The 25644-nt window shown below is 58.3% G+C and carries 26 protein-coding genes and 2 pseudogenes; 18 read left to right on the forward strand and 10 right to left on the reverse strand.

Going from position 1 to position 25644, the window contains the following annotated elements:
* Positions 1–38 precede the first annotated feature (38 nt).
* The 3 genes from JFT87_RS19335 (at position 39) to JFT87_RS19345 (ending at position 3149) form a co-directional block, all read left to right on the forward strand.
* Complete coding sequence (locus JFT87_RS19335; RefSeq protein WP_201203814.1) at positions 39–911, forward strand: LysR family transcriptional regulator; 873 nt, start codon at positions 39–41, stop codon at positions 909–911.
* A 115-nt stretch (positions 912–1026) separates the two neighbouring features.
* Complete coding sequence (locus JFT87_RS19340) at positions 1027–2562, forward strand: EAL domain-containing protein (RefSeq protein WP_201203816.1); 1536 nt, start codon at positions 1027–1029, stop codon at positions 2560–2562.
* Positions 2563–2786: 224 nt separating this feature from the next.
* Positions 2787–3149 carry a histone-like nucleoid-structuring protein, MvaT/MvaU family gene (locus tag JFT87_RS19345; protein WP_201203818.1) on the forward strand — a complete coding sequence of 121 codons (363 nt, stop codon included), beginning with the start codon at positions 2787–2789 and terminating at the stop codon, positions 3147–3149.
* A 221-nt stretch (positions 3150–3370) separates the two neighbouring features.
* Here JFT87_RS19345 and JFT87_RS19350 read toward each other — a convergent pair whose 3' ends face one another.
* Complete coding sequence (locus JFT87_RS19350; RefSeq protein ID WP_201203819.1) at positions 3371–3895, reverse strand: DUF4946 domain-containing protein; 525 nt, start codon at positions 3893–3895, stop codon at positions 3371–3373.
* Between the two features lie 145 nt (positions 3896–4040).
* On the opposite strand from JFT87_RS19350, the gene gloA reads away from it, so the two are divergent.
* Positions 4041–4562, forward strand: a complete 522-nt coding sequence (gene gloA, locus JFT87_RS19355) for a lactoylglutathione lyase (protein WP_131058687.1) — start codon at positions 4041–4043, stop codon at positions 4560–4562.
* Between the two features lie 66 nt (positions 4563–4628).
* Here the strand turns inward: gloA and ahpF are convergent, their stop codons facing one another.
* The 3 genes from ahpF to JFT87_RS19370 form a co-directional block, all read right to left on the reverse strand.
* Complete coding sequence (ahpF, locus tag JFT87_RS19360) at positions 4629–6194, reverse strand: alkyl hydroperoxide reductase subunit F (RefSeq protein WP_201203820.1); 1566 nt, start codon at positions 6192–6194, stop codon at positions 4629–4631.
* Between the two features lie 140 nt (positions 6195–6334).
* A complete protein-coding gene (gene ahpC / locus JFT87_RS19365) occupies positions 6335–6898 on the reverse strand; it encodes an alkyl hydroperoxide reductase subunit C (RefSeq protein WP_201203821.1) in 564 nt (187 codons plus the stop codon).
* 145 nt (positions 6899–7043) lie between these two features.
* Positions 7044–7988 carry a site-specific integrase gene (locus JFT87_RS19370; protein ID WP_201203822.1) on the reverse strand — a complete coding sequence of 315 codons (945 nt, stop codon included), beginning with the start codon at positions 7986–7988 and terminating at the stop codon, positions 7044–7046.
* A gap of 176 nt (positions 7989–8164) precedes the next feature.
* On the opposite strand from JFT87_RS19370, the gene JFT87_RS19375 reads away from it, so the two are divergent.
* On the forward strand, positions 8165–9175 hold the full coding sequence (locus JFT87_RS19375) for a DNA-binding protein (protein ID WP_201203827.1): 1011 nt from the start codon (positions 8165–8167) through the stop codon (positions 9173–9175).
* Here JFT87_RS19375 and gorA read toward each other — a convergent pair.
* Together gorA and galU are read right to left on the reverse strand one after the other, a co-directional pair.
* Positions 9172–10530, reverse strand: coding sequence for a glutathione-disulfide reductase (gene gorA, locus JFT87_RS19380; RefSeq protein ID WP_201203828.1), 1359 nt, complete (start codon positions 10528–10530; stop codon positions 9172–9174). The two genes, JFT87_RS19375 and gorA, sit on opposite strands and share 4 nt — an antisense overlap.
* 131 nt (positions 10531–10661) lie before the next feature.
* On the reverse strand, positions 10662–11501 hold the full coding sequence (gene galU, locus JFT87_RS19385; RefSeq protein WP_201196763.1) for a UTP--glucose-1-phosphate uridylyltransferase GalU: 840 nt from the start codon (positions 11499–11501) through the stop codon (positions 10662–10664).
* Between the two features lie 260 nt (positions 11502–11761).
* Here galU and JFT87_RS19390 point away from each other — a divergent pair, with 260 nt between their 5' ends.
* Both JFT87_RS19390 and JFT87_RS19395 read left to right on the forward strand, forming a co-directional pair.
* Positions 11762–11947: a hypothetical protein gene (locus tag JFT87_RS19390; RefSeq protein ID WP_201203829.1), complete on the forward strand. Its 186-nt coding sequence runs from the start codon at positions 11762–11764 to the stop codon at positions 11945–11947.
* Between the two features lie 143 nt (positions 11948–12090).
* Entirely contained in the window at positions 12091–12372 is a 282-nt protein-coding gene (locus JFT87_RS19395; protein WP_201196760.1) for a hypothetical protein, read from the forward strand.
* A gap of 11 nt (positions 12373–12383) precedes the next feature.
* On the opposite strand, the gene JFT87_RS19400 is transcribed toward JFT87_RS19395, so the two are convergent.
* Positions 12384–12614, reverse strand: a complete 231-nt coding sequence (locus JFT87_RS19400) for a hypothetical protein (RefSeq protein ID WP_201203830.1) — start codon at positions 12612–12614, stop codon at positions 12384–12386.
* Between the two features lie 71 nt (positions 12615–12685).
* Complete coding sequence (locus JFT87_RS19405) at positions 12686–13042, reverse strand: hypothetical protein (protein WP_201203832.1); 357 nt, start codon at positions 13040–13042, stop codon at positions 12686–12688.
* Positions 13043–13253: 211 nt separating this feature from the next.
* On the opposite strand from JFT87_RS19405, the gene JFT87_RS19410 reads away from it, so the two are divergent.
* The 5 genes and pseudogenes from JFT87_RS19410 to ada all read left to right on the forward strand — a co-directional run bounded on the left by JFT87_RS19410 (position 13254) and on the right by ada (position 16400).
* The gene (locus tag JFT87_RS19410) at positions 13254–13559 is read left to right on the forward strand and encodes a DUF1883 domain-containing protein (protein WP_101208500.1); all 306 of its coding nucleotides are present in this window, start codon (positions 13254–13256) and stop codon (positions 13557–13559) included.
* A gap of 28 nt (positions 13560–13587) precedes the next feature.
* Positions 13588–13761 carry a hypothetical protein gene (locus JFT87_RS19415; RefSeq protein ID WP_201203833.1) on the forward strand — a complete coding sequence of 58 codons (174 nt, stop codon included), beginning with the start codon at positions 13588–13590 and terminating at the stop codon, positions 13759–13761.
* A 98-nt stretch (positions 13762–13859) separates the two neighbouring features.
* A complete protein-coding gene (locus tag JFT87_RS19420) occupies positions 13860–14564 on the forward strand; it encodes a 2OG-Fe(II) oxygenase (RefSeq protein ID WP_201205274.1) in 705 nt (234 codons plus the stop codon).
* Positions 14565–14569: 5 nt separating this feature from the next.
* Positions 14570–15235 (forward strand): DNA oxidative demethylase AlkB, encoded by a 666-nt coding sequence (alkB, locus tag JFT87_RS19425; protein WP_201205276.1) that lies wholly within the window; start codon positions 14570–14572, stop codon positions 15233–15235.
* Positions 15236–15336: 101 nt separating this feature from the next.
* Positions 15337–16400, forward strand: a pseudogene (gene ada, locus JFT87_RS19430) (bifunctional DNA-binding transcriptional regulator/O6-methylguanine-DNA methyltransferase Ada).
* Here ada and JFT87_RS19435 read toward each other — a convergent pair.
* Positions 16397–16854: pseudogene (locus JFT87_RS19435) on the reverse strand (GyrI-like domain-containing protein). The pseudogenes ada and JFT87_RS19435 sit on opposite strands and share 4 nt — an antisense overlap.
* 62 nt (positions 16855–16916) lie before the next feature.
* Positions 16917–17900: an acrylyl-CoA reductase (NADPH) gene (gene acuI / locus JFT87_RS19440; protein WP_201203835.1), complete on the reverse strand. Its 984-nt coding sequence runs from the start codon at positions 17898–17900 to the stop codon at positions 16917–16919.
* Positions 17901–18088: 188 nt separating this feature from the next.
* On the opposite strand from acuI, the gene JFT87_RS19445 reads away from it, so the two are divergent.
* From JFT87_RS19445 to JFT87_RS19470, 6 genes are all read left to right on the forward strand, one after another.
* Positions 18089–20539 (forward strand): autotransporter, encoded by a 2451-nt coding sequence (locus tag JFT87_RS19445; RefSeq protein ID WP_201203837.1) that lies wholly within the window; start codon positions 18089–18091, stop codon positions 20537–20539.
* 109 nt (positions 20540–20648) lie between these two features.
* A complete protein-coding gene (locus tag JFT87_RS19450) occupies positions 20649–21713 on the forward strand; it encodes an NAD(P)H-dependent flavin oxidoreductase (protein WP_201203839.1) in 1065 nt (354 codons plus the stop codon).
* Between the two features lie 281 nt (positions 21714–21994).
* Positions 21995–22762, forward strand: a complete 768-nt coding sequence (modA, locus tag JFT87_RS19455) for a molybdate ABC transporter substrate-binding protein (RefSeq protein ID WP_242486247.1) — start codon at positions 21995–21997, stop codon at positions 22760–22762.
* Entirely contained in the window at positions 22763–23443 is a 681-nt protein-coding gene (gene modB / locus JFT87_RS19460) for a molybdate ABC transporter permease subunit (RefSeq protein ID WP_201203842.1), read from the forward strand.
* Between the two features lie 3 nt (positions 23444–23446).
* On the forward strand, positions 23447–24526 hold the full coding sequence (gene modC / locus JFT87_RS19465; RefSeq protein ID WP_201203843.1) for a molybdenum ABC transporter ATP-binding protein: 1080 nt from the start codon (positions 23447–23449) through the stop codon (positions 24524–24526).
* 75 nt (positions 24527–24601) lie between these two features.
* Positions 24602–25639: a DNA topoisomerase IB gene (locus JFT87_RS19470; RefSeq protein ID WP_201205281.1), complete on the forward strand. Its 1038-nt coding sequence runs from the start codon at positions 24602–24604 to the stop codon at positions 25637–25639.
* Positions 25640–25644 lie beyond the last annotated feature (5 nt).

Genomic DNA, 25644 nt, shown 5'->3' on the forward strand with positions numbered 1-25644 from the left:
TGGCTAATGCTCGATCATCGTAAAATGAGTAAACACTCATGACCCTGACTCAACTGGAAATCTTCTCGCTGGTTGCTGAACTGCGCGGCTTCACGGCTGCGGCCAATCGCCTCGGGATCTCGCAATCGGCGGTTTCTCACGCCCTCAAGTCACTCGAACAAGAGTTGGGCGTCGAGTTGCTGCACCGGCATCAGTCGTTGGTCGAACTCAGCGACATCGGCCAGCAACTGTTGCTGCGCGCTCGGGCGATGCTCGGGCTGGCCAACACCTTGCGCCAGGAAGCCGCCGATGCTCGAGGGATGAAACGCGGCACACTGCGCATCGGCTCGTTCGGTCCGACATCATCGATAAAATTGCTGCCAACGATCCTGAAGCAGTACCGTGCGGCTCATCCCGGCATCGAAGTGCATATAGACGAAGGCCCGGATCGACAGGTGATTCAGTGGCTGGAAGAGCGGCGCATCGACATTGGTTTTGTAGTGCTGCCCGAGGAACGCTTCGACACCTTTGCGCTGCTGGAGGACCAAATGGTCGCGCTGCTGCCCGCCGATCATCCCTTGGCAAAGCGCGACAGCCTGAGTTTGAGCGATTTGTGCCATGACCCGTTCGTGCTGACCGAGGCCGGCTCTTCGGAGCTGGTTTGCCGCCTGTTCAATGCCGCCCGATTGACGCCGAACATCCGCTTTCGCTGCTCGCAATTGCTCAGCACCGTGGACACGGTCAGTCGCGGCGACGCGATCACGATCGTCGCTGAAGGCTCGTTGCCTGACGATGCTACGCCGCGTTACCTGAAGAAACCGTTAGCGCCTGCCGTGCAGCGCACGGTAGGCCTTGCCGTACTGGATAAGCGCCAGTGTTCACCCGCCGCGCTGGCGTTTATCGAATTGGCCACAAACATGAATCATCAATGAGCAGCACAAGTTTCATCGGCCATCTATCCTCCCTTCTGGCTCAACTGTTTTTTGGCCGCGCGCCGTTGCCCGTCCGGCATTTCAGAGCGCTATACCTTCGCGACAGGATGCGCCCATGCCGTTAACCGTCAGATCCCGCCGCAAGCGCAGCACTCGCATCATCGTGACACTGCTCAGCGGCCTGCTCCCGGTAGTGCTGGGTTGCGTAATTCTCTATATGCAGGCCGAACGCACCCTGCAGCAGAGTGCTCGGCAAACCGCCGAAGAAGCCTTGCGTCAATTCGAATTGATGCTCGACAACACGGCGCAAGCTGCTCACGAGTTGCTGCCATTGGCAGGAAAAACCTGCGAAGACGTGAAGTTGGCCCTGCGCGAACAAGTCACCCGGCGCCCCTTCGTGCGCTCCACCAATTTGGTATGGGACGACAACCTCTATTGCAGTTCGCTGTTCGGTGACTTCAAGGAAGCCGTGAACTCGGGCGATTACCACGAAGGCAAACTGTGGTTAATGAACGGCAACCCGGTGACGCCCAACACCGCGCTACTGGTGTATCGCCTCAGTGATGACAAAAAAGGCGCGCTAACCACGCTCGACGGTTATCACCTGAGCAACGTGCTGCGCCTGATCGGGCGCCGGACTTCGCTGTTGCTGCAAGTGGGCAATAACTGGTTATCCGCCGACGGAAAAGTCCATGAAGGCCCCCTGCCCGCCTTGCCGGTGGCGCAAAGCACGCGGGTTTCCGGGCCGTATGCCTTTACCGTAGCCGCCGGTTTTCCCGAGGGCGAAACCTGGCGCTATATGAGCAGTGAGTATCCGCCGCTGTTCAGCCTGCTGATTTTTTTCGGCGTGGTGTCGGGCTTGATTGGGCATGTCCTGCAAAAACGTGCCTCGTCGCCCAGCGTTGAGCTGCAGCGGGCGCTGGAGGCTGGGGAGTTCATTCCATATTTTCAGCCGGTGGTGCATGGCGATACCAAAAAGTGGAGTGGCACCGAGGTGCTGATGCGCTGGAATCATCCCAAGGAAGGCCTGGTGCGGCCGGATCTGTTTATCCCGTTTGCGGAACACTCGGGGCTGATCGTACCAATGACCCGCGCCTTGATGCAGCAAACCTGCGCCCTGCTGGCACCGGTGTCGGCATCGTTCGACAAGCCGTTTCACATCGGCATCAACATCACAGCCAGCCACTGTCAGGACCTGGCATTGGTGCAAGACTGCCGCGAATTCCTCGGGGCCTTCGTGCCGGGCAGCATCAGCCTGGTGCTGGAACTGACCGAGCGTGAACTCATCGAGCCGACAGACATCACTCACCAGTTGTTCGAGCAGCTTCACGGGTTGGGCGTGATGATCGCGATCGATGACTTTGGTACCGGCCATTCAAGCCTGGGTTATCTGCGACAGTTCAATGTGGATTTCCTGAAAATCGATCAGAGCTTCGTTGCGATGATCGGTGCCGATGCTCTTTCCGGGCACATTCTGGACAGCATTATCGAACTCTCGGCCAAGCTGGACTTGGGAATTGTTGCCGAAGGTGTAGAAACCGAGGCGCAAAGCGATTACCTGACGGCGCACCACGTGAACTTTCTGCAAGGCTACCTGTTTGGCCGGCCAATGCCCGGCGCCGACTTCATTAATGCATTAAGTCACCATTAACCGGCTTGGCAAATAACGAAATCTTGCACCAAATTGCATCAAAACACTGCTGTTGTTACATGAAGAAAAAGACAGGATTTACTCTTGGTCAATTAACTACTACAATTTTTCTTACCTGTGCAAAATTGGCAGGTGAGCCATTATCACCGAGTCGCTTCAAGGCTCTTGGCTTATAGCTTTGTTTGCGGTTGGTATCAGCCAAACACACTATTGGAGTAAAGATATTGTCCAGACTCGCTGAATTTCGTGCCGCTGAAAAGGCCCTTCAAGAACAGCTCAAGCAGCTGGAGTCCCTGAAGAACGATGCCGGGCTCAAGAAAGAAATCGAATTCGAAGAAAAGCTCCAGGGGCTGATGAAAACCTACGGCAAGAGCCTGCGCGACATCGTCGCCATCCTCGACCCAAACCCGTCAAAGTCGGGGCTTCAACAGGCCGCGCCTAAAACCCGTCGCGCCCGTGTGGTCAAGGTCTATCACAACCCGCACACAGGTGAACTGATTGAAACCAAGGGCGGCAACCACCGTGGCCTGAAAGCCTGGAAGGAACAGTACGGTGCAGCTACCGTTGATTCCTGGTTGCGCGGCTAACCCTTTGCAACAACAAAAAAAGCCCTGCTAATGCAGGGCTTTTTTTGTGGATGACATCTAACAAATGCAACGATAGTCGTCGATAAAGTTGGAAATTGCTTCTAACGGGGATGTCGCCGCTGCAAGAACTCAATACTTTCCGGCTAACTTTGTGCTTAATCCCTTTGGGTATCTAAAGAGGCCGGGGCTTGGCGCAATCGATCGCCGACTCAATTCTTCATCTACAGTTTCAAGCTGTTACGGGCAGCCTGTATTTCGTCCTGACTTGCCTTATAAACCTCAGCTTGCCCGGCATAGGAAAGAACATAGGCCTTGTCCGCCTCCACCGCAGCGACCAATGTTTGCGACAGCACGTGTCGACCGTTCTGGGTAACCGTACAAGTGGTTTCAAGTGCTGGCAGTTGACTCAACGTGGCCGGGTGAATCTTGTTGCAGACACTTTGATAGCCGCCCTGGAAGAAGTCCTTCTGCACCGACTTGCGCATCTCCAGCAACACGCCCTGTAAATTCACCTGATGGCCGCTTTCGACTTGGGTCATCGTCAGCTCCATCACCAATACCTGGTTGCCATCGGCATCGTTTTTCACCGCGCGTTGGCGGGATACCTGCGGCGTGGTGTCATTGGGCGCTACGGCCTCCACCTCCCAGCCACTTGGCCAGGCAATGCTCGGGGTGTCTGCTTGCGCCGCAGTGGCCAGTGCAAACAAACCCATGAAAACGAACAGCGATTTGAACGGTCGGATCATTACGAGGGGTACTCACAGATTGAACCACAAAGTCTGAGCCTCACTCGGCCGCCAGGCAATAGCTGGCCGTTTTGGTTTGGCGATGCCCGGACGCTTGCGTATCATTGCGACCATTCGCCAGCCCCACTTATTTTCCGGAGGGCCCATGAGCCTGCACGAATTGAACACCTTCCCGGGCGTGACTGCCCAACCTGACACCGCCACTCAGAAGTTCGTCTTCAACCACACCATGCTGCGGGTCAAGGACATCACCAAGTCGCTGGATTTCTACACGCGCATCCTCGGTTTCTCGCTGGTTGAAAAGCGCGACTTCCCGGAAGCCGAATTCAGTCTGTACTTCCTGGCGCTGGTCGACAAGGCACAGATTCCGGCCGATGCCGCTGCTCGTACCGAGTGGATGAAGTCGATCCCGGGCATTCTGGAGCTGACTCACAACCACGGCACCGAAAACGACGCGGACTTCGCCTACCACAACGGCAACACTGATCCGCGTGGCTTCGGTCATATCTGCATCTCAGTGCCGGACATTCGTGCAGCATGCGAGCGTTTTGAAGCACTGGGTTGTGATTTCCAGAAGCGTTTGAACGATGGCCGGATGAAGAGCCTGGCGTTTATCAAGGACCCGGATGCTTACTGGGTTGAGATCATTCAGCCAGCGCCGATGTAACTGACAGCACTAGGCATAAAAAACCCCATGATCACTCATGGGGTTTTGTGTTTTCAGCGCTGGCGTTTAAGCCGGGGCCGAGGTCCGGATCAGGTGATCGAATGCGCTCAGGGAAGCCTTGGCACCCTCGCCCACTGCAATCACGATCTGCTTGTACGGCACGGTGGTCACGTCACCGGCAGCGAACACGCCCGGCAATGAGGTTTCACCACGAGCATCGACGATGATCTCGCCACGCGGCGACAATTCGACGGTGCCTTTAAGCCAGTCGGTGTTAGGCAGCAAACCGATCTGCACAAAGATCCCTTCCAGCTCGACCGTGTTGAACTCACCCGAATCGCGATCCTTGTAGACCAGACCGGTCACTTTCTCCCCGTCACCTTTCACTTCGCTGGTCAGCGCGCTGGTGATGACGTTGACGTTCGGCAGGCTGTACAGTTTGCGTTGCAGCACAGCGTCGGCGCGCAGCTTGCTGTCGAATTCCAGCAGCGTGACGTGGCTGACGATGCCGGCCAGGTCGATGGCCGCTTCAACGCCGGAGTTACCGCCGCCAATCACCGCCACACGTTTGCCCTTGAACAGCGGGCCGTCGCAGTGTGGGCAGAAGCAAACGCCTTTGGCTTTGTATTGCTGCTCGCCCGGCACACCCATTTCGCGCCAGCGGGCGCCGGTGGCAAGGATCAGCGCCTTGGTCTTCAGGCTGGCACCGCTTTCGAAGCGAACTTCATGCAACTCGCCGACATTCTTCGCCGGGATCAGCGCAGTAGCGCGTTGCAGGTTCATGATGTCGACGTCGTATTGTTTGACGTGTTCTTCCAGGGCGCTGGCCAGTTTCGGCCCTTCGGTTTCCTGCACGGAGATGAAGTTCTCGATGGCCATGGTGTCCAGCACCTGCCCACCAAAACGCTCAGCGGCCACGCCGGTACGAATGCCTTTACGGGCAGCGTAGATCGCAGCCGAAGCACCGGCCGGGCCACCGCCGACGATCAACACGTCAAAGGCTTCTTTGGCGCTGATCTTCTCGGCCTGAAGCTCGGCACCGCTGGTGTCGATCTTGGCGAGGATTTCTTCCAGGCCCATGCGGCCCTGACCGAAGATTTCGCCGTTCAGGTAGATACTTGGCACCGCCATGATCTTGCGATCGTCGACTTCGGCCTGGAACAACGCACCGTCGATGGCGACGTGGTGGATATTCGGGTTGAGCACGGCCATCAGGTTCAGCGCCTGGACCACGTCCGGGCAGTTCTGGCAGGACAGCGAGAAGTAAGTCTCGAAGCTGAACTGGCCTTTGAGCGAGCGGATCTGTTCGATCACTTCAACGCTGGCTTTCGAAGGGTGGCCGCCGACTTGCAGCAAGGCCAACACCAACGAGGTGAATTCGTGGCCCATCGGGATGCCGGCAAAACGCAGGCTGATATCGGCACCCGGGCGGTTGATCGAGAACGATGGCTTACGTGCATCGTCACCGTTATCGAGCAAGGTAATTTGAGTAGAAAGACTGGCAACTTCTTTCAGCAGTTCGTGCATTTCCTGGGATTTCGCACCGTCGTCGAGGGAGGCAACGATCTCGATCGGTTGGGTGACCCGTTCCAGGTACGATTTCAACTGGGCTTTAAGATTGGCGTCCAACATACGGGCGATTTCCTTTATGCAGTTTCATGAAAAGCAGGCGAAAAAAAACGCCCGAGCGAATCTCGCCCGGGCGTTTTTATTGGGCGGTTGCAGCTTACTGAGGTGCGGAAACCCGCCCCGGTGATGCGTGTGTCACAGACTTAGATCTTGCCGACCAGGTCCAGGGACGGAGCCAGAGTGGCCTCGCCTTCTTTCCATTTGGCTGGGCACACTTCGCCTGGGTGAGCAGCAACGTACTGAGCAGCCTTGATTTTGCGCAGCAGCTCGGAAGCGTCGCGGCCAACACCGCCGTCGTTCAGTTCAACGATTTTGATCTGGCCTTCTGGGTTGATCACGAAGGTGCCGCGGTCAGCCAGACCAACTTCTTCGATCAGCACATCGAAGTTGCGGGAGATGGCGTGGGTCGGGTCGCCGATCATGGTGTACTGGATTTTGCCGATAGCTGGCGAAGTGTTGTGCCAGGCAGCGTGAGCAAAGTGGGTGTCAGTAGAAACGCTGTAGATCTCGACGCCCAGTTTCTGGAACGCGGAGTAGTTGTCAGCCAGGTCTTCCAGTTCGGTCGGGCAAACGAAGGTGAAGTCAGCTGGGTAGAAGAACACGACAGACCACTTGCCTTTCAGGTCAGCGTCCGACACTTGTACGAAGTCGCCATTTTTGTAGGCGGTAGCTTTGAACGGTTTAACTTGGCTGTTGATGATAGGCATCGGTGACTCTCCGTCAGGGTTGAAAAGTTTGGTTAAGAAGTTGATGGGGTGAATCCTACCCATCCGATGGCCGGATGGCTCATTGGCAAACCTCATGCTGCTCATTGGTTTTCGCTATTAGCGGAACGTATTAATAGAAGAAAACTTACTGAGCAGCGCCAATGGATTTTTCCGCGAGTGGCGTCATCCCGAGAAACGGGCTGGCCTCAACATAGCGCATGGCGGACTTCATATCCTTCCAGCCCACGTAACTCATCAACGACTTCAAATCCCAACCGCTCTGGTGAGCCCAGGTCGCAAAGCCGCGCCGCAAGGAGTGGCTGGTGTAGTGCTCGGCGGGGATGCCGGCACGCTCCAGCGCCTGGCGCAGTAATGGAATCACGCTGTTGGCGTGCAAGCCCTCCTCGCTCAAGTTGCCCCAACGGTCAATGCCACGGAACACCGGCCCACGGACCAACGCGGCTTCGGTGATCCAGTCGATGTAGGCCTGCACCGGGCACAAACGCTGCAACGCCGGGGTCTGGAAAGTCTTGCCGAGGTTTTCCCGATCGCTCTTGCTGCGCGGCAGATAGAGCGTGATACCCGACTGAGCGATGGCTTTCACGTGTTCGATCTGCAAGCGGCACAGCTCATCACTGCGAAAGCCACGCCAGAAGCCCAGCAGGATCAGCGCCATGTCGCGCCTCGCTCTTAGCAACCCGGGTTGATCACCGTCAGCACGGGCGGTTTGCGCTTCCTGCTCAAGCCAGGCCACCACTTGCTCCAAGTGTTGAAGCTGCAACGGCTCGGCCTGTTTCTCTTGCGCCGGGTGCAACGCGCGAATGCCCTTGAACACCTGACGCACCACCGGCGCCTTGGTCGGATCGGCAAAGCCCTGGCTGTTGTGCCATTGCGCCAATGCCGAGAGGCGCAGCTTCAGGGTATTGATCGACAACAGGCCTGCATGCGCGACGAGATAGCGCGCAACGCTGTCGCTGGTCGCCGGCAGGAACCCGCCCCAACTGACTTCGAAGTGCTCGATTGCCGCCCGGTAGCTACGACGAGTGTTGTCGCGGGTGGCGGCTTGCAGGTAGCGATCCAGATCGGTCATGGGCTGTTTTCTCGCAGGTGTACTGATTCAGTGATCAAAAAGCAATTTAATCATCTGGCATTGGGTAATACCAGTATATCCCGCTTGTTAATAATCAAGCATTTAACTTTATTTTCAGCGTGGTACACTGCGTACTTTAGTGGCATGTACCACAGTACGAAATCGTAGGAGAACTCATGGCTCGTGGCGGTGTAAATAAAGCAGTGGTGCAAGCGGCACGTTTGGCGATCCTCGCCCGTGGCGAAAACCCAAGCATCGACGCAGTACGGATCGAGATGGGCAATACAGGCTCGAAAACCACAATTCATCGCTATCTAAAGGAGCTGGATGCCGGCCCGGAGCGTGCTGAAGAGACGTCCGAACCCATCGATGATGAGCTGGCAGGATTGGTTTCGCGCCTAGCGCAACGCCTGAAAGAGCAAGCGCAAGAACCCATCGACCAAGCGCGCGAGCAGTTTGAAGAGCAGCGTGACGCGCTCGAAACGCAGCTGCAGCAGACTCGCCAGGCACTGGAAAAGCTGGAACAGGAGCATGAGATTCAAGGCGCGGCGCTGGAGCGCGAATCCGAAGCACTGGGCAATACCCGCTCGATGCTGCAGACCGAGCAGACCCGCAACGCCGGGCTGAATCAGGCGCTGTCCGATTTCGAGTTACGTTTGAAAGACAAGGACGAGCAGATCCGCTCCCTCGAAGAAAAACACCTGCACGCCCGCGATGCGCTTGAACACTATCGCAATGCCGTCAAGGAACAGCGCGAGCAGGAACAGCGCCGTCACGAAGGCCAGGTACAACAAATTCAGATGGAATTGCGTCAGGCCCAGCAAAGCGCCCTCGTCCGCCAGGATGAGATCACGCAGTTGCACCGCGACAACGAACGCTTGCTGACCGAAAACCGCGGAACGCTGCGAGAGCTGAGCCTGTTGCAGGAGCAACTCAAGCAAGCCAACAGTCGGCAGGATCAACTGCTGGAGCAAGCCAACCGCGTCGACAGTGAACGCACCCTCCTCCAGGAACGCTTGCGCATTGCCCTGCTGGAAAGTCAGGCGCTCAAGCAGAACGTCGACGAGCAGTCGCAGATCAATCAGTCATTGGAAATCGAATTGGCGAAGACCCAGGCCAGCCTGGATGAAAGCGTGCGTCTGGCGGCGGTCGTTGCGACCGCGCCAGACACAGCGAAGGACGATTAACTCGCGACCGGCGTACGCATGGTGACGAACTCTTCGGCGGCCGTTGGATGCACGCCGATGGTTTCGTCGAAGTCGCGCTTGGTGGCACCCGCCTTCAAGGCAATTGCCAGACCCTGCACGATCTCGCCGGCGTCGGGGCCGACCATGTGGCAGCCCAGAACCTTGTCGGTCTTGGCGTCCACCACCAGCTTCATCAGCGTGCGTTCCTGACATTCAGTCAGGGTCAGCTTCATCGGCCGGAAACGGCTTTCATAGATCACCACATCGAGCCCGGCTTCCCGGGCTTCTTCTTCGCTCAGACCGACGGTGCCGATGTTCGGCAAGCTGAACACGGCCGTCGGGATCATCTTGTAATCCACCGGGCGATACTGCTCTGGCTTGAACAAGCGTCGCGCAACAGCCATGCCTTCGGCCAGCGCCACCGGAGTCAGTTGCACGCGACCGATCACATCACCCAACGCCAGAATCGACGGCTCGGCGGTCTGATACTGCTCATTCACTTCGACGAAACCTTTCTTGTCGAGTTTGACGCCGGTGTTCTCCAGCCCGAGGTTGTCCAGCATCGGACGTCGACCCGTGGCGTAGAACACGCAATCAGCCTCCAGTTCACGACCATCCTTGAGCGTCGCTTTCAGGCTGCCGTCGGCCTGCTTCTCGATGCGCTCGATGTCCGCGTTGAACTGCAAGTCCATGCCGCGCTTGGTGAGTTCTTCCTGCAAGTGCTTGCGCACCGCGCCATCGAAGCCGCGCAGGAACAGATCGCCGCGATACAACAACGTGGTCTCAGCACCCAGGCCGTGGAAGATCCCGGCGAATTCCACCGCGATGTAACCGCCACCCACCACCAGAACGCGCTTTGGCAGTTCCTTGAGGAAGAACGCCTGATTGGAACTGATTGCGTGCTCGTGTCCCGGAATCTCCGGAATTTGCGGCCAGCCGCCGGTAGCAATCAGGATGTGTTCGGCGGTGTGGCGTTCGCCGTTGATCTCGACGGTATGCGGGTCGACGATCTTGGCGTGCCCCTCATGCAAGGTCACGCCGCTGTTGACCAGCAGGTTGCGATAGATGCCGTTCAGGCGATTGATCTCGCGGTCCTTGTTGGCGATCAACGTCGCCCAATCGAACTTCGCCTCGCCAGGCGTCCAGCCGAAACCGGAAGACTGCTCGAAGTCTTCGGCGAAGTGTGCGCCGTAGACCAGCAGTTTTTTCGGCACGCAGCCGACGTTCACACAGGTGCCACCCAAGTAGCGGCTTTCAGCCACGGCGACTTTTGCGCCAAAACCGGCTGAAAATCGCGCCGCACGCACGCCGCCTGAACCGGCACCAATCACATAAAGGTCAAAATCGTAGGCCATTTCTATCTCCTCGGCAGGCCATCAGCATACCCGCAGACGCCCGCTGGGCAAGCACTGCAAACAATATGGGGCCGGAAAATGAAAAAGCCACCCGAAGGTGGCTTTCTCAGTACAAGTCGGGTCAGGCGCTATTAGTAAGCCTTGCCAGTCTTGTAGAAGTTCTCGAAGCAGAAGTTGGTCGCTTCGATGTAGCCTTCAGCGCCACCGCAGTCAAAACGCTTGCCTTTGAACTTGTAGGCGATCACGCAACCGTTCTGCGCCTGCTTCATCAGGGCGTCGGTGATCTGGATCTCGCCGCCCTTGCCTGGCTCGGTTTGCTTGATCAGGTCGAAGATGTCCGGCGTCAGGATGTAACGACCGATGATTGCCAGGTTCGACGGTGCATCTTCAGGCGCTGGTTTTTCAACCATGTTGCGTACGCGGTACAGATCGTCACCGATCAGGTCGCCAGCGATGACGCCGTACTTGTTGGTTTCCTGCGGGTCGACTTCCTGGATCGCGATGATCGAGCAGCGGTACTGTTTGTACAGCTTGACCATCTGGGTCAGTACGCCGTCGCCTTCGAGGTTTACGCACAAGTCATCCGCCAGCACCACAGCGAACGGTTCGTCGCCGATCAGCGGACGACCGGTCAGGATCGCGTGACCCAGGCCCTTCATTTCAGTCTGGCGCGTGTAGGAGAACGAGCAGTTGTCGAGCAACTTGCGGATACCGACCAGGTACTTTTCCTTGTCAGTGCCTTTGATCTGGTTTTCCAGCTCGTAGCTGATATCGAAGTGGTCTTCCAGAGCGCGCTTGCCACGACCGGTCACGATGGAGATTTCGGTCAAGCCTGCGTCCAGTGCTTCTTCGACGCCGTACTGGATCAGTGGCTTGTTTACCACCGGCAGCATTTCTTTGGGCATGGCTTTAGTCGCTGGCAGGAAGCGAGTACCGTAACCGGCTGCTGGGAACAAGCATTTCTTGATCATATAAGTCCTTGAAAGGGCTGTGTTGTACGAGTTTCGGCGCAGTCTAATCAGGCGGCGTGCACCTTACAATGCCCCGCACTGGCTAACCGATGCCATCATAGAGAAATATTCTGGCGGATAGTTCCGTTGGTGCGTTCAGGCAGCGAAATCAGCTTAGCTCAAAGACGCCGAGAAACTACTTCACCATACGCCGATCATCCCCCAATGCGAGCATTTGCCGGTATCATGGCACCTTTGAACCAGCGAATGAGACAGACTAGATGGCCGTGGTAAAAATCATCAACAGGTATGAGATCCGCAAGAAAGACGGCAAGTGGACGGTGACCACTACCAATGGCGAACACATGGCCGGGCCTTTCGACAGCGAACAAATGGCGACTGATGTAGCGTCGGTGTTCACCGACACCCCGGCATCGCCGAAGCGCCGTGGCAAAGATCAGGACTGATCAGCTGCGAAACGCCTGGAGCCCTGCCCTTGTGCAGGGCTTTTTTGTACCCGCGTGCAAACAAGTGGCCTATCGCTATAACCTTTTCAACGCGGCGCTGTCAGAGCGTCTAGTCCCCCTCGCTGAAGACCTACATCATGAACCTGAACAAATTTCTGGCACTGATTGCGGTACTGGCGCTCACTGGCTGCGCCACATCAGAAAGCACTTACCTGAAAAACGGCGAGCAGGGCCTGAGCATCGACTGTTCCGGAGAAGCCAACTCCTGGGCCACCTGCTACGAAAAAGCCGATGACTCGTGTGCTGGCACCGGCTACCGAATCGTCAGCACCAACGGCAGCCCCGCCACCAAGGAAAGCGACAAGACCCTGGGTGTGGATGTCGGCAACTTCAAGAACCGCAGCGTAGTGGTGGTCTGCAAGTAGGGCGCCCTGCCCTACATGTGGATTTCGGCAAATTTGATCCCGAGGCCGCGCACGGTCTCGATCAAATCGTCCAGGCGGGCGAACGATTCAACTTCATCGTTTTCATCCACCAGAAAATAGCTGCGCCCGGCGCTCTTCTTGAAAAACACGATCCATTCCCCGGAATTGGCCGGGTTCTGAATAACGTGCGTGGCAGAGATATGGCCCTCTGCATGGCGTTCCCGTATTTGCTCGCGCTTCATGCGTGACTCCAGAAATGACAATGCCGCCAAAGCAACGCTTTGGCGGCATCAGGCTGACTGCCGATAGTCCATCAGCCGGAAATGCACGCGTTGGCGGCGCCCTGTACATCCTTAGGACGTACTGGCACGTTGGACATGCGCTCATGCAACTTGATGCTGCTGCCACTGGAGCGTTCTTCGATATCGAAAACGGCCGCCGGACCCGAGGAAAATTTGCCGGGTACGATCACTCGCACACCGTCCTTGTGCGGCTCAAGCTGCAAGGCGCCACGGCTGGACGCCAGCTTCTCGACCAGGCACTGCGCGTACTCATGGGGCTTTTTGCCTGAGATCACACTCATGGTCGGCAGCGACTCGTTGATTTCTGCGACATTTGCACAACCACTCACCGCTAGCGCCAAAGGCAGGACCAGAACACCCCACTTCATACAAAACCTCCGATAAAGACCCTCCGACAGCGTAAATGCTGTTTTTCTCCGAGGCTCGTTGCTTTTATCGCTCATAGAATTCCGAATAACTGTTTTTAATTGTCAAACACGACGTCGACAGCCAGATAATAACCTGTTCGGGCTGATAAACTGCGCCCATTGCCCTGCTATCGTTTTGATTTTGTAGAAAAAGCCCTTCTGGAGGCGCCTCATGAAATTTATCCACCAGCGCGAGCACCTCAATGAGGACGACATTGTCGTCATCCAGTGCTCCCAAACCTGCAACATCCGCTTGATGAACGACGCCAACTTCCGCAGCTTCAAGAATGGCGGCCGCCACACTTATCACGGCGGAGCGTTCGACACCTTCCCGGCACGAATTACTGCACCGAGCACCGGTTTCTGGAACATCACCATCGACATGGTCAACAGCCGCAAGGCCATCAGCGTGACGCGCAAGCCGACCCTGACTCACTCAATCAAAATCGTCCGCCGTTCCAGCACAAAACTGAGCTGAGTACGCCCATACACGTGAACAGGCAGTCATGACCGTGGCCCAAACGACCAAGTACGTCATCAAATACAAACTCAACGGCGAACGCCGCTTCGAGTTCGCGCAACTGGTAGACGGCACCGAGGCAGAAGCCAGGGCTGAGCTCGCCAAACTTCATGATGCACAAGACGTGATCAGCGATATTGCTGTCAGCAAAGCCCTGTAACACCCGCCAGGAATTCGACCGCAAGCGGCGGAGTGTTCTGCCGCTACGCACTGCTCAGAATGACCACCTCGACCTTGAGTCAAGGAGTCAGCATGTCGATGTCCCCTGCCCGGCTGGAAATGCTCGATTGGGCAAACCTGGAACAACAGTTGGATGAGCACGGCTGCGTTATCATTCGCTCGCTGCTGCTGGGCAAAAGCTGTGATCGCTTGAGTGCGTTGTATCCGCAGACCGAACCGTTTCGCTCGCAGGTCATCATGAGCCGTCACGGGTTCGGTCGTGGCGAATACAAATATTTCCGCTATCCATTGCCCGCTGCAGTTGAACGTCTGCGCACAGCCCTGTATCCACGCCTGGTGCCGTTGGCGAATCGCTGGTACGAGCACATGGACCTGCCGACCCGTTTCCCCGACAACCACGAAGCGTTTCTCGAACGCTGCCATGCCGCCGGTCAGGAGCGGCCGACACCGTTGTTGCTGCAATACGGCCCTCAGGACTACAACTGCTTGCATCAGGACCTGTACGGCGAACACGTTTTCCCACTGCAAGTGGCGATTCTGCTGTCAGAACCGGATGAAGACTTTACTGGCGGCGAGTTCGTGCTGACCGAGCAGCGCCCGCGCATGCAGTCGCGCCCTCAGGTAATCGGACTAAAGAAAGGTGACGGATTGATCTTTGCCGTCAACCAGCGCCCGGTCAAAGGCGTTCGCGGTTATTACCGCGTGACCCTGCGCCACGGCGTCAGTCGCCTGCACAGCGGAAAACGGCATACCCTTGGAATCATCTTTCACGACGCTTCATGACGACCATGCAACCGAGCCATTTCGATTTGTTCGCCGACCACGAACCCGAGCAACAACCGCGCGCCGAGCAAATTGGCGATCAGTCGTGGCTGCTGCGCGGCTTTGCCCTGCCGGTGATCGAGCAACTGTTACCCGCGCTGGAGGCGATTTTGCTCGCAGCCCCCTTGCGTCACATGATGACGCCGGGCGGCTTCAGCATGTCGGTCGGCACCAGCAGTTGTGGGGCGCTGGGCTGGATTACAGATCGCAGCGGCTATCGCTATTCAAGTGTCGATCCACTGAGCGGATTACCCTGGCCGGCGTTGCCGCCGGTGTTTGCCGAGCTGGCACATTCGGCGGCGGCACGGGCAGGCTTTGCCGGATTCAACGCCGACTCCTGCCTGATAAACCGATACGTCCCTGGCGCCAAGATGTCCTTGCATCAAGACAAAGACGAAAAAGCCTACACAGCACCGATCGTTTCGCTGTCGCTTGGGTTACCGGCGATGTTTCTGTTTGGCGGATTCAATCGTAGCGACAAAAGCCAGCGTATTGCGCTGCTGCATGGCGATATGGTGATCTGGGGCGGGGTTGACCGCTTGCGCTTCCATGGCGTGTTGCCGATCAAGCAAGGTAGGCACCCGCGCCTTGGCGAACAGCGGATCAACCTGACTTTCCGCGTCGCAGGATAGATCGCAAAAGGATCACTGGCAGAGTTTGACCGCAAGGCCCGGAGTGTTGCGCCCCGCGCTGCTGGTTAACCTGAATCAAACAGGCCAACGGACCACCCCTCATGAAAACGCTTTCGACCACCCTCAACATCGAAAACGACCCACGCTGGGCCGCCGTTGTAGCTCGCGACCCATCGGCTGACGGGCAGTTTGTCTACGCGGTGAAAACCACTGGTATCTATTGCCGCCCCAGCAGCCTGGCGCGCTTGCCGAAACCGCAGAACGTCGAATTTTTCGAGACGGCCGAGCAGGCCCAGGCCGCGGGTTACCGCCCCAGCAAACGCGCCGGCAAGGACCAAAGTGAGGTGGCGGCGCAGCACGCCGCAATCGTGGCGACGGCGTGCCGCCAGATCGAATCTGCCGAAACGTTGCCAGCGCTCAATCAACTGGCGGAAACCGCCAGACTGAGCCCGTTTCACTTCCACCGTATATTCAAAGCCGCCACCGGCCTGACACCCAAAGGCTATGCCGCAGCCCAGCGCTCGCGCAAAGTGCGCGAACGCCTGGCTGACGGTGGCTCCGTGACAGACGCGTTGTATGACGCTGGGTTCAACTCCAACAGCCGTTTCTACGAAGCTGCCGATCAATTGCTGGGCATGAAACCGGGTGACTATCGCGCTGCCGGGCAAAACAACGACATTCGTTTCGCCGTCGGGCAATGCTCGCTCGGGGCTATTCTGGTGGCGCAAAGCGAACGCGGGGTGTGTGCAATTCTGCTGGGTGATGATCCGCATCAACTGGTCTGCGATCTTCAGGATCAGTTCCGTAAAGCCAACCTGATCGGCGCCGATGATGGCTTCGAACAATTGATTGCCAAAGTCGTGGGGTTTGTCGAAGCACCGGCCATTGGCCTGGATTTGCCATTGGATGTCCGCGGCACGGCATTTCAGGAACGCGTGTGGCAGGCGCTGCGGGAAATCCCCGCCGGCAGCACCGCCAGTTACGCCGACATTGCCCAACGCATCGGCGCCCCAACGTCCATGCGTGCCGTAGCCCAGGCTTGCGGAGCCAATCGACTGGCAGTCGCGATCCCCTGCCATCGCGTCGTGCGCAGCGACGGTAATCTTAGTGGCTATCGCTGGGGGTTGAGCGCAAACGTCAGTTGCTTGAGCGCGAGCTGACTTAGCGGATGCCGATATGGATCGCGACTGACTCGGGACCTGTGTAGGTTTCGAAATCAGTCGCGTAGCGACGCTGAATCTGCGGGTTTTCCTCGAAGAACGTCCAGACTTTCCCCCAGGTGGCGATTACTGCGTCAGGCAGTGGCCCCTGCGCTTCGAACACCAGATAGTCGCCCGCTTCAATGGTGACTGACTGGAAATCCGCAGAGGCCTCGTCCACCGCGACACCCGCGATGACATCGAAATGCCCGGAGGCATCGGACTCGTAAGCCGAATACACGCCGTAAACCGGAGAATCGGCGCGCTTGCCTTGAATACTCTCGGTAAATCCCTTGCCGAAAAACTCCCCCACATCGAGCCGATCTTCGCCGTCTCAGGATTGTGTTCCGCCGCATTGGTCGTGCGCACGCTCAGACCGGACACCGTGAACGCATTGATCTGCTGCCGTTTCAAGTCCATCGAAAGTTTCGCTCCCTGCTGATTGAGGGCGCCTGCGTAGCGCCGCAATGGCGCTCACTTTGTCAGCGATTGACGTCGACCACAACCCGTCCGCGCAGCTGTCCGGCAAGCAATTTTGACGCTGCGCCGACGGCTTCGCTCAAGGCGATTTCGTGACTGATCAGTGACAACAGGGCGAAGTCCAGATCCTTGGCCAAATGATCCCAGGCTTGCAAACGACGCGCTTTAGGCTGAGTCACGCTATTAATGCCGGCCAACGTGACGCCGCGCAAAATGAATGGCGCCACGGAAGCAGGAAAATCCATGCCTTGGGCCAGACCACAGGCGGCGACGGTGCCTTCTGCACGGGTACTCGCGCAGGCATTCGCCAATGTGTGACTGCCGACAGAGTCAATCACCGCCGCCCAACGCTCCTTGGCCAAGGGCTTGCCCGGCTCGGACAACGTGGCGCGGTCAATGATTTCGGCGGCACCCAACTGCGTCAGATACTCATGCTCTGCCACTCGCCCCGTCGACGCCACCACGCGATAGCCGAGCTTGCCGAGCAACGCGATCGCAAAGCTGCCGACACCGCCATTGGCGCCGGTAACCAGCACTTCGCCCTGTTCTGGCGTCACGCCATTGCGCTCAAGCGCCAGAATACACAGCATTGCCGTGTAGCCCGCGGTGCCGATGGCCATGGCTTGGGCCGCGCTAAAGGCTTTGGGCAACGGGATAAGCCAGTCGCCATTGAGTCGAGCTTTTTGTGCGAGGCCGCCCCAATGCGACTCACCGACGCCCCAACCATTAAGCAGCACTTGATCGCCGACTTTATAGTCGGGATGCGAACTGACTTCGACAGTCCCCGCCAGATCGATCCCCGGTACCATCGGAAACTTGCGCACGACAGGACTGCTGCCGGTAATCGCCAGACCGTCCTTGAAATTCAGCGTGCTGTAAGCAACGCGCACCGTTACATCGCCCTCCGGCAAGTGATCTTCGTTGATCCGCTGCAGTTCGGTGCGATAACCGCTGTCGTCTTTGTTGATCACAATGGCGTTGAACATGATGGCCTCGCATGACGGTTTTTCAGAATATCGTGCCTTGAAATACCACATCGCAACACATTGCCACACTCGACTTTGCGCCAATCCGCGAATCGGCCGGGTATTTCCATGGCGGGCGACTATGCTTTTTCGACTGCCGTAAGTTCGCGATTACTCCTCATGAAAACGGCCTGTCGATGGAGCTGACGATGTCTTACCCCCGTGCGTTGTTTGTGATGTTGATGCTGTGTTTTTTGACAGTTGGCAACGCGTGGGCGGCGACCGCCCCGAAGGCGGCTGATGCTGCGCCGAGCGAACCGACATGGCCGCAAGTCATCACCAGCGGCAAGGCGAAATTAACGGTGTATCAACCGCAACTCGACAGTTGGGATGGCTACACCTTGAACGCCCGCGCCGCCGTCGAAGCGACCGGCGCCGATGGCAAGTCCACCTTCGGGATTGTTCAATTCAGTGCCCACACCCTGGTCGACAAGGCCACTCGCTGGGTCGCGCTTGACCAGTACCAAATCGTCAAAGCCGATTTCCCGGCGGACGCCAGTCAGTCCGAGACCTGGCTCGCAGCCCTGCAAAAGGATGCTCAAAGCCGCAAGAAAACCATTTCTCTGGATCAGCTCGAAGCCGCCGTCGGCGTACTCGCTGCCGAGCAGAAATCCAGCAGCGACCCCATTGAAAATACCCCGCCGACCATCATCACTTCCGACGTCCCGGCGCTGCTGGTGTACATCGATGGCGAGCCGGCTTACCGGCCGGTGGACGGCACTGCGTTGCAGCGGGTCATCAACACCCGTCCGTTGCTGCTCAAGGATGCCCAGGGCAAACATTATCTGCATGTGTTCGATGGCTGGATGGTGGCCGATGAACTGGGCGGCCAGTACACACCACTGCCCTCGCCTTCAGCCGATCTGGAAAAAGCCAAGAAAGCGGCGATCCAGAGTCGTCAGGTGGATCTGCTAACAGGTCAGAGCGACCCGAAGGACAAAATTCCGACACTGGCCAAGCCACCGATCCCACAGATTCATATCGCAACTGCGCCCACTGAATTGATCGTCACCGACGGCGCACCTCAATGGCAGCCGATCCAGGGCACCCAACTGCTCTATGTGACCAACACCACCGGGCATATCTTCAAGGAAGTCGGCGATCAGGACAGCTATGTGCTGATCTCCGGACGCTGGTTCAAAGCGGCTGACTTGAAAGGGCCCTGGACCTTCGCCCCGGCGGACAAATTACCGGCCGACTTCGCCAACATCCCCGATGACAGCGCCAAAGAGAACGTCAAAGCCTCGGTGGCCGGTACGCCTCAGGCCCGGGAAGCAGCGATTGCGGCAACCATCCCGCAGACCTCGGCAATAAAGAAAAGCCAGGTGAAAATGACCGCGCCGCAGTTCGATGGTCAACCGCAACTCAAGGCTATCAGCGGTACGCCGCTGCAATATGTGGTGAACACGCCAACGCCGATCATCATGGTCGATGCCAATAGCTGGTATGCAGTCGAGAACGGTATCTGGTTCAGCGCCACTTCGGTTCAGGGGCCATGGTCGGTGGCGACTTCGGTGCCGGCGGTGATTTACTCGATTCCGCCCAGCTCACCAATGCACTACATCACCTATGTCAAAGTCTATGAAGCCAACGGCGACACCGTGGTGGTGGGTTACACGCCGGGGTACCAAGGCTCTACGGTGGACCCGGCCAGCGGTGTGGTGGTCTATGGCACCGGTTACCCTTACACACCTTGGGTCGGCAACGTTTGGTACGGGCCGCCAGTGACCTACGGTTTTGGCGTCGCGATTCGCTACACGCCCTGGACTGGCTGGACCTTCGGTTTCGGTTTCGGCTGGAGTTGGGGAGGCAGCACCGTGGCCATGGGCTGGGGCTGGGGCGCCTACCCTTGGTGGGGCAATTACGGCTGGGGTTACGCTTGGGGACCACGCCTGTATCCAGCGCCAATGCCTTGGGGTGGAGCGGCCTATGGTTATCACGGCGGCGCGGTGGCCTGGGGTCCGGGTGGTTGGGCCGGCAGCACGGGCAACATCTACCGCCAATGGGGTGATCGCGCCTCGGTCAGCCGCTACGGTGCCGGCTACAACGCCTGGACCGGCAATCGCTGGGCCGGCCAGGTCGGTTCTTCCTACAACTCACGCACAGGTGTCGCCACGGCTGGCCAGCGCGGCGCAGTGCACAACGTCTACACCGGCAACTATGCGGCGGGACGCAGCGGGGTCGCGGCAGGTCCCAACGGCGGGGCCATTGCCGGTCAGAAAGTCACGGCAGGCAACGTGCGCAATGGCACTCAAGTCACTGCCAGCCGCGGTGCGGTCTACAACCCCAACACCGGCAACACCACCCAGTACAAAGGTGTCCAAGGGCGCAATAGCAGCGCCGCCAAGATCGGCGACAATGTCTACGCCGGGCATGACGGTAACGTCTACAAAAAGACCAACGACGGCTGGCAGTCGATGGTCAAGGGCGGTGCGACACGAACTGCCCCCATCAACAACAACGCGCAATTGCAGAACCTCAACCGGGAATCCGCTGCGCGCAATATGGGTAACCAGCGCACCAACAACTTTCACAACTCCTCGCAATTCATGAACCATTCGTTTGGAGGAGGTGGTGGTGGCGGATTTCACCGACGCTGAAAACCTGAACAAGCGGTTCTGAATTTCGAACTGGCTCTGGGTCCGGTTTTGCTGATACAAAACCGGCACTACCGTCCCTGCCCTGTTTTGACGTCGGAGAAGCTTTCAAATGAGCCAATGGCCAGACACCCGCATTCTTGACCTTCTCGGGATCGAACTGCCGATTATTCAGGCGCCCATGGCCGGCGCGACCGATTCATCGATGGTAATTGCGGCGAGCAACGCCGGTGGCCTGGGCTCAATGCCCGCCGCGATGTTGAGTATCGAGCAGTTGCGCGAAGAGCTGAAAACCATTCGCCAGCACAGCCAGCACCCATTCAACGTCAACTTCTTCTGCCATCAACCGCCAGCCGCCGATGAGCAAAAAGCCCGGGACTGGAAAAATCTGCTGGAGCCGTACTATCGCGAACTGGGTATCGATTTCGACGCACCGACGCCGGTATCCAATCGGGCGCCGTTCGATGACGCGGCGTGCGCAGTCATCGAGGAATTTCGTCCGACGGTCGTGAGTTTTCACTTCGGGCTACCAGAGAAGTCGCTACTGGATCGGGTAAAAGCCACCGGCGCAAAGATTCTGTCATCGGCGACGAATGTTGAAGAAGCGATCTGGCTGGAGCAACACGGTTGCGACGCGATCATCGCCATGGGTTACGAGGCTGGCGGTCATCGCGGGATGTTTCTCAGTAAAGACTTAAGCAGTCAGGTGGGCACTTTTGCACTGGTGCCGCAGATCGTCGACGCGGTGAAAGTCCCGGTGATTGCCGCGGGCGGGATTGGTGACGCTCGAGGGATTGCCGCAGCGTTTCACCTGGGCGCCTCGGCGGTGCTGGTGGGTACAGCGTATTTGTTCACCCCGGAAGCCAAGATCAGCGCGGCCCACCACAAGGCGTTGCGCACGGCCAAGGACAGCGAGACGGCAATCACTAACCTGTTCACCGGGCGCCCGGCGCGGGGGATTCTGAATCGGGTGATGCGTGAACTGGGGCCGATGAGCGATAAGGCACCAGCCTTTCCGCTGGCCGGTGGTGCACTGATGCCGTTGCGGGCCAAGGAACCGGCGCAATTCGCCAATCTGTGGGCTGGGCAGGCGTTCACTCTGGGCGTTGAACTGACGACGGCTGAGCTAACAAAGCATTTGGCTGAAGAAGCGCTGGCGAAACTAACTGGCCGCTAAATCTCCCAACGCGAATACAAAAATTGTGGCGAGGGAGCTTGCTCCCGTCGGACTGCACAGCAGTCCCCTTCTTTTCCGGGAACAAGCGGGGGCCCTTCGCGCTCCGGCGGGAGCAAGCTCCCTCGCCACAGGTGCAGCGTCAACATTCAGCCACGCCGGCAAAGTTCCGTTTACAGGCATTTCGCTATATATTCCGATATATAGCGTTTCACCCCTCGCATCGGCGCAGTTCACCCCCTATAAAAACTGCCCACTGCACTTGCCTACCACGGAGCCGTTTCATGACCATTCGTGCCTCACGTTTCGCCCCTACTTGCCTGGCGAGCCTGCTCGCTGTATTCGCTTTGGGCTCGGCCCAGGCGGATGAAGTCCAGGTGGCGGTTGCTGCCAACTTCACCGCGCCGATCCAGGCGATCGCCGCCGATTTCGAAAAAGACACCGGGCACAAACTGGTAGCGGCCTATGGCGCGACCGGTCAGTTCTACACCCAGATCAAAAATGGCGCGCCGTTCGAAGTGTTCCTCTCGGCAGACGACACCACCCCGCAAAAACTCGAAACCGAAGGCGACACCGTCAAAGGTTCGCGCTTCACCTACGCCATCGGCACCCTGGTGCTGTGGTCGGCCAAGGAAGGTTACGTCGATGCCAAGGGCGACGTGCTGAAGAAAAACGAATATCAGCACCTGTCCATCGCTAACCCGAAAGCCGCGCCTTATGGCCTGGCTGCGACTCAGGTGCTCGCCAAAGAAGGCCTGACCGACAAGGTCAAGGACAAGATCGTCGAAGGTCAGAACATCACTCAGGCTTACCAGTTTGTCTCCACCGGTAATGCCGAACTGGGCTTCGTGGCCTTGTCGCAGATCTACAAAGACGGCAAAGTCACCAGCGGTTCGGCCTGGATCGTTCCGGCGAGCATGCACGACCCGATCAAACAAGACGCGGTGATCCTCAACAAAGGCAAAGACAACCCGGCCGCCAAGGCACTGGTTGAATACCTCAAGGGTCCGAAAGCCGCTGCTGTCATCAAGTCCTACGGTTACCAACTCTAAATGACGCTATCGAGTGCCGATTTTTCCGCCATCTGGCTGACCCTGAAACTGGCGTCCCTGACGACCGTCATCCTCTTGGTTATCGGCACTCCAATTGCGTTATGGCTGTCGCGCACCCGTTCCTGGTTACGCGGCCCGGTCGGGGCGATCGTCGCCCTGCCCCTGGTCCTACCGCCCACGGTGATTGGCTTTTATCTGTTACTGGCGCTCGGGCCTCACGGCTTCGTCGGTCAGTTCACCCAGTCACTGGGGCTGGGCACCCTCACATTCAGTTTTGCAGGGTTGGTGATCGGCTCGGTGTTGTATTCGATGCCGTTTGTGGTGCAACCGCTGCAAAACGCTTTTTCCGCCATCGGTACTCGCCCACTGGAAGTGGCCGCAACCTTGCGCGCCAATCCTTGGGACACGTTTTTCAGCGTGATCCTGCCGCTGGCCCGCCCCGGTTTCATCACCGCCGCCATTCTCGGCTTCGCCCATACGGTCGGCGAGTTCGGCGTGGTGCTGATGATCGGCGGCAATATTCCGGACAAGACTCGTGTGGTGTCGGTGCAGATCTACGATCATGTCGAGGCCATGGAATACGCACAGGCCCATTGGCTGGCCGGGGCGATGCTGGTGTTCTCCTTCCTGGTATTGATGGCGCTCTACTCCAGCCGTAAAACCAAAGCTGGCTGGAGCTGATCGATGATTCAAACGCGCCTGAAACTGCACTATTCGGGGTTCGCCCTGGATGTGGATCTGCAACTGCCTGGCCGTGGCGTCACTGCGCTGTTTGGCCACTCCGGCTCGGGCAAAACCACCTGCCTGCGCTGCATTGCTGGTCTGGAGCAAGCCGAAGAAGGCTTCATCCAGGTCAACGATGAAGTCTGGCAAGACAGCAGCAAGAAGATTTTCGTCCCGCCGCACAAACGTGCAATCGGTTACGTCTTCCAGGAGGCGAGCCTGTTCCCGCACCTGTCGGTGCTGGCCAACCTGGAATTCGGCCTCAAACGCATCCCCAAACAGCAACGCCGGGTCGATATGGCGCACGCCACCGAACTGCTGGGCATCAGCCATCTGCTGGACCGTCATCCGCAGCACCTGTCCGGTGGCGAACGCCAGCGCATCGGCATCGCTCGCGCCCTGCTCACCAGCCCGAAACTGTTGCTGATGGATGAGCCGCTGGCGGCGCTGGATAGCCAACGCAAAAACGAAATCCTGCCGTATCTGCAACGGCTACACGATGAACTGGATATTCCGGTGCTCTACGTCAGCCATTCCCAGGATGAAGTCGCGCGATTGGCTGACCACATTGTCCTGCTCAGTGAAGGCAAGGCCCTGGCCAGCGGCCCGATCGGCGAAACCCTGGCCCGCCTCGACCTGCCGCTGGCAATGGGTGACGACGCCGGCGTAGTGATCGAGGGCCACGTCAGTGCCTACGATGCCGACTATCAACTGCTGACCTTGCAACTGCCAGCCACCGAGATGAACATCCGCGTGACGCACGCACCGATGACGGTGGGCCAGGCGCTGCGCTGCAAAGTGCAGGCGCGGGATGTCAGCTTGAGCCTGCACAGCGTCGAACACAGCAGTATCCTCAATCGCTTGCCGGTCACAGTGGTCAGTGAACTGGGCGCCGACAACGCGGCCCACGTGCTGATTCGCCTTGAGGCTGGCGGCACACCGCTGTTGGCGCGAATCACCCGCTACTCCCGCGATCAACTGGGCATCCATCCCGGCCAACAACTTTGGGCCCAGATCAAAGCGGTGGCCGTACTGGCCTGAATTCGTTGGCACCACGGCGACAGCGCGCGGTCAATGGCTGTACAAGCCCTCGAATTGCTGCCCAGGACCACCGCCATGCCCGATACCGCGCTGACCGATGTGCTGCCGCCCGACCTGCATTACGTCGATGACACTCAGCCCTGCATCACCCGCAAAAAACTGCGCGGCAAATTCTGTTACTTCGATCCGGCGGGTCAACGCATCAGCGACCCTGTCGAAATCAAACGCATCAACGCCCTGGCAGTGCCGCCGGCCTACACCGACGTGTGGATCAGCGCCGACCCGCGCGGCCATCTGCAAGCCACCGGCCGCGATGCCCGGGGTCGCAAGCAATACCGTTATCACGTGCGCTGGCGCGAGGTGCGTGATGCCGACAAGTACTCGCGCCTAAGGGATTTCGGCCTAGCCCTGCCGAAACTGCGCAAACAGCTGGAAGCCCTGCTGGCAGCGCCTGGCTTCAGCCGCGACAAGGTCATGGCCACGGTCATCACGCTGCTCGATGCGACGCTGATCCGCGTCGGCAACACCCAATATGCCAGGGACAACCGCTCCTATGGCCTGACCACCCTGCGCAGTCGGCATGTCGAGGTCAATGGCAGTGCAATCAAGTTCCAGTTCCGTGGCAAAAGCGGCGTCGAACATCAGATCACCGTGAAAGACCGACGCCTGGCGCGGATCGTCAGGCACTGCCTGGAAATCCCCGGGCAAAACCTGTTTCAGTACCTGGACGAAAACGGCGAGCGCCACACCGTGAGCTCCTCCGACGTCAACGCCTACCTGCAAACCCTCACCGGTGCCGACTTCACTGCCAAGGACTACCGCACCTGGGCCGGCAGCGCTCTGGCGTTGGCGCTATTGCGAGAACTGCAATGGGAGCCGGAATCCGACGCCAAGCGGCATGTGGTTGAGATGGTCAAAAATGTCGCCAAGCAGCTGGGCAACACTCCGGCGGTGTGCCGCAAATGCTACATCCACCCGGCGGTGGTGGATGGATTTCTGCTCGGCGCATTGGCCCAATTGCCTCGGCCGCGGGTACGAAAAGGGCTCCGGGCCGAAGAGGTGGCGCTGGCAATGTTTCTTGAACGAATGAGCGAGATGACAGACTCGCCTTGATCGAC

Origin of the sequence: Pseudomonas sp. TH15 (assembly GCF_016651105.1) — a bacterium.
Classification (GTDB): domain Bacteria; phylum Pseudomonadota; class Gammaproteobacteria; order Pseudomonadales; family Pseudomonadaceae; genus Aquipseudomonas.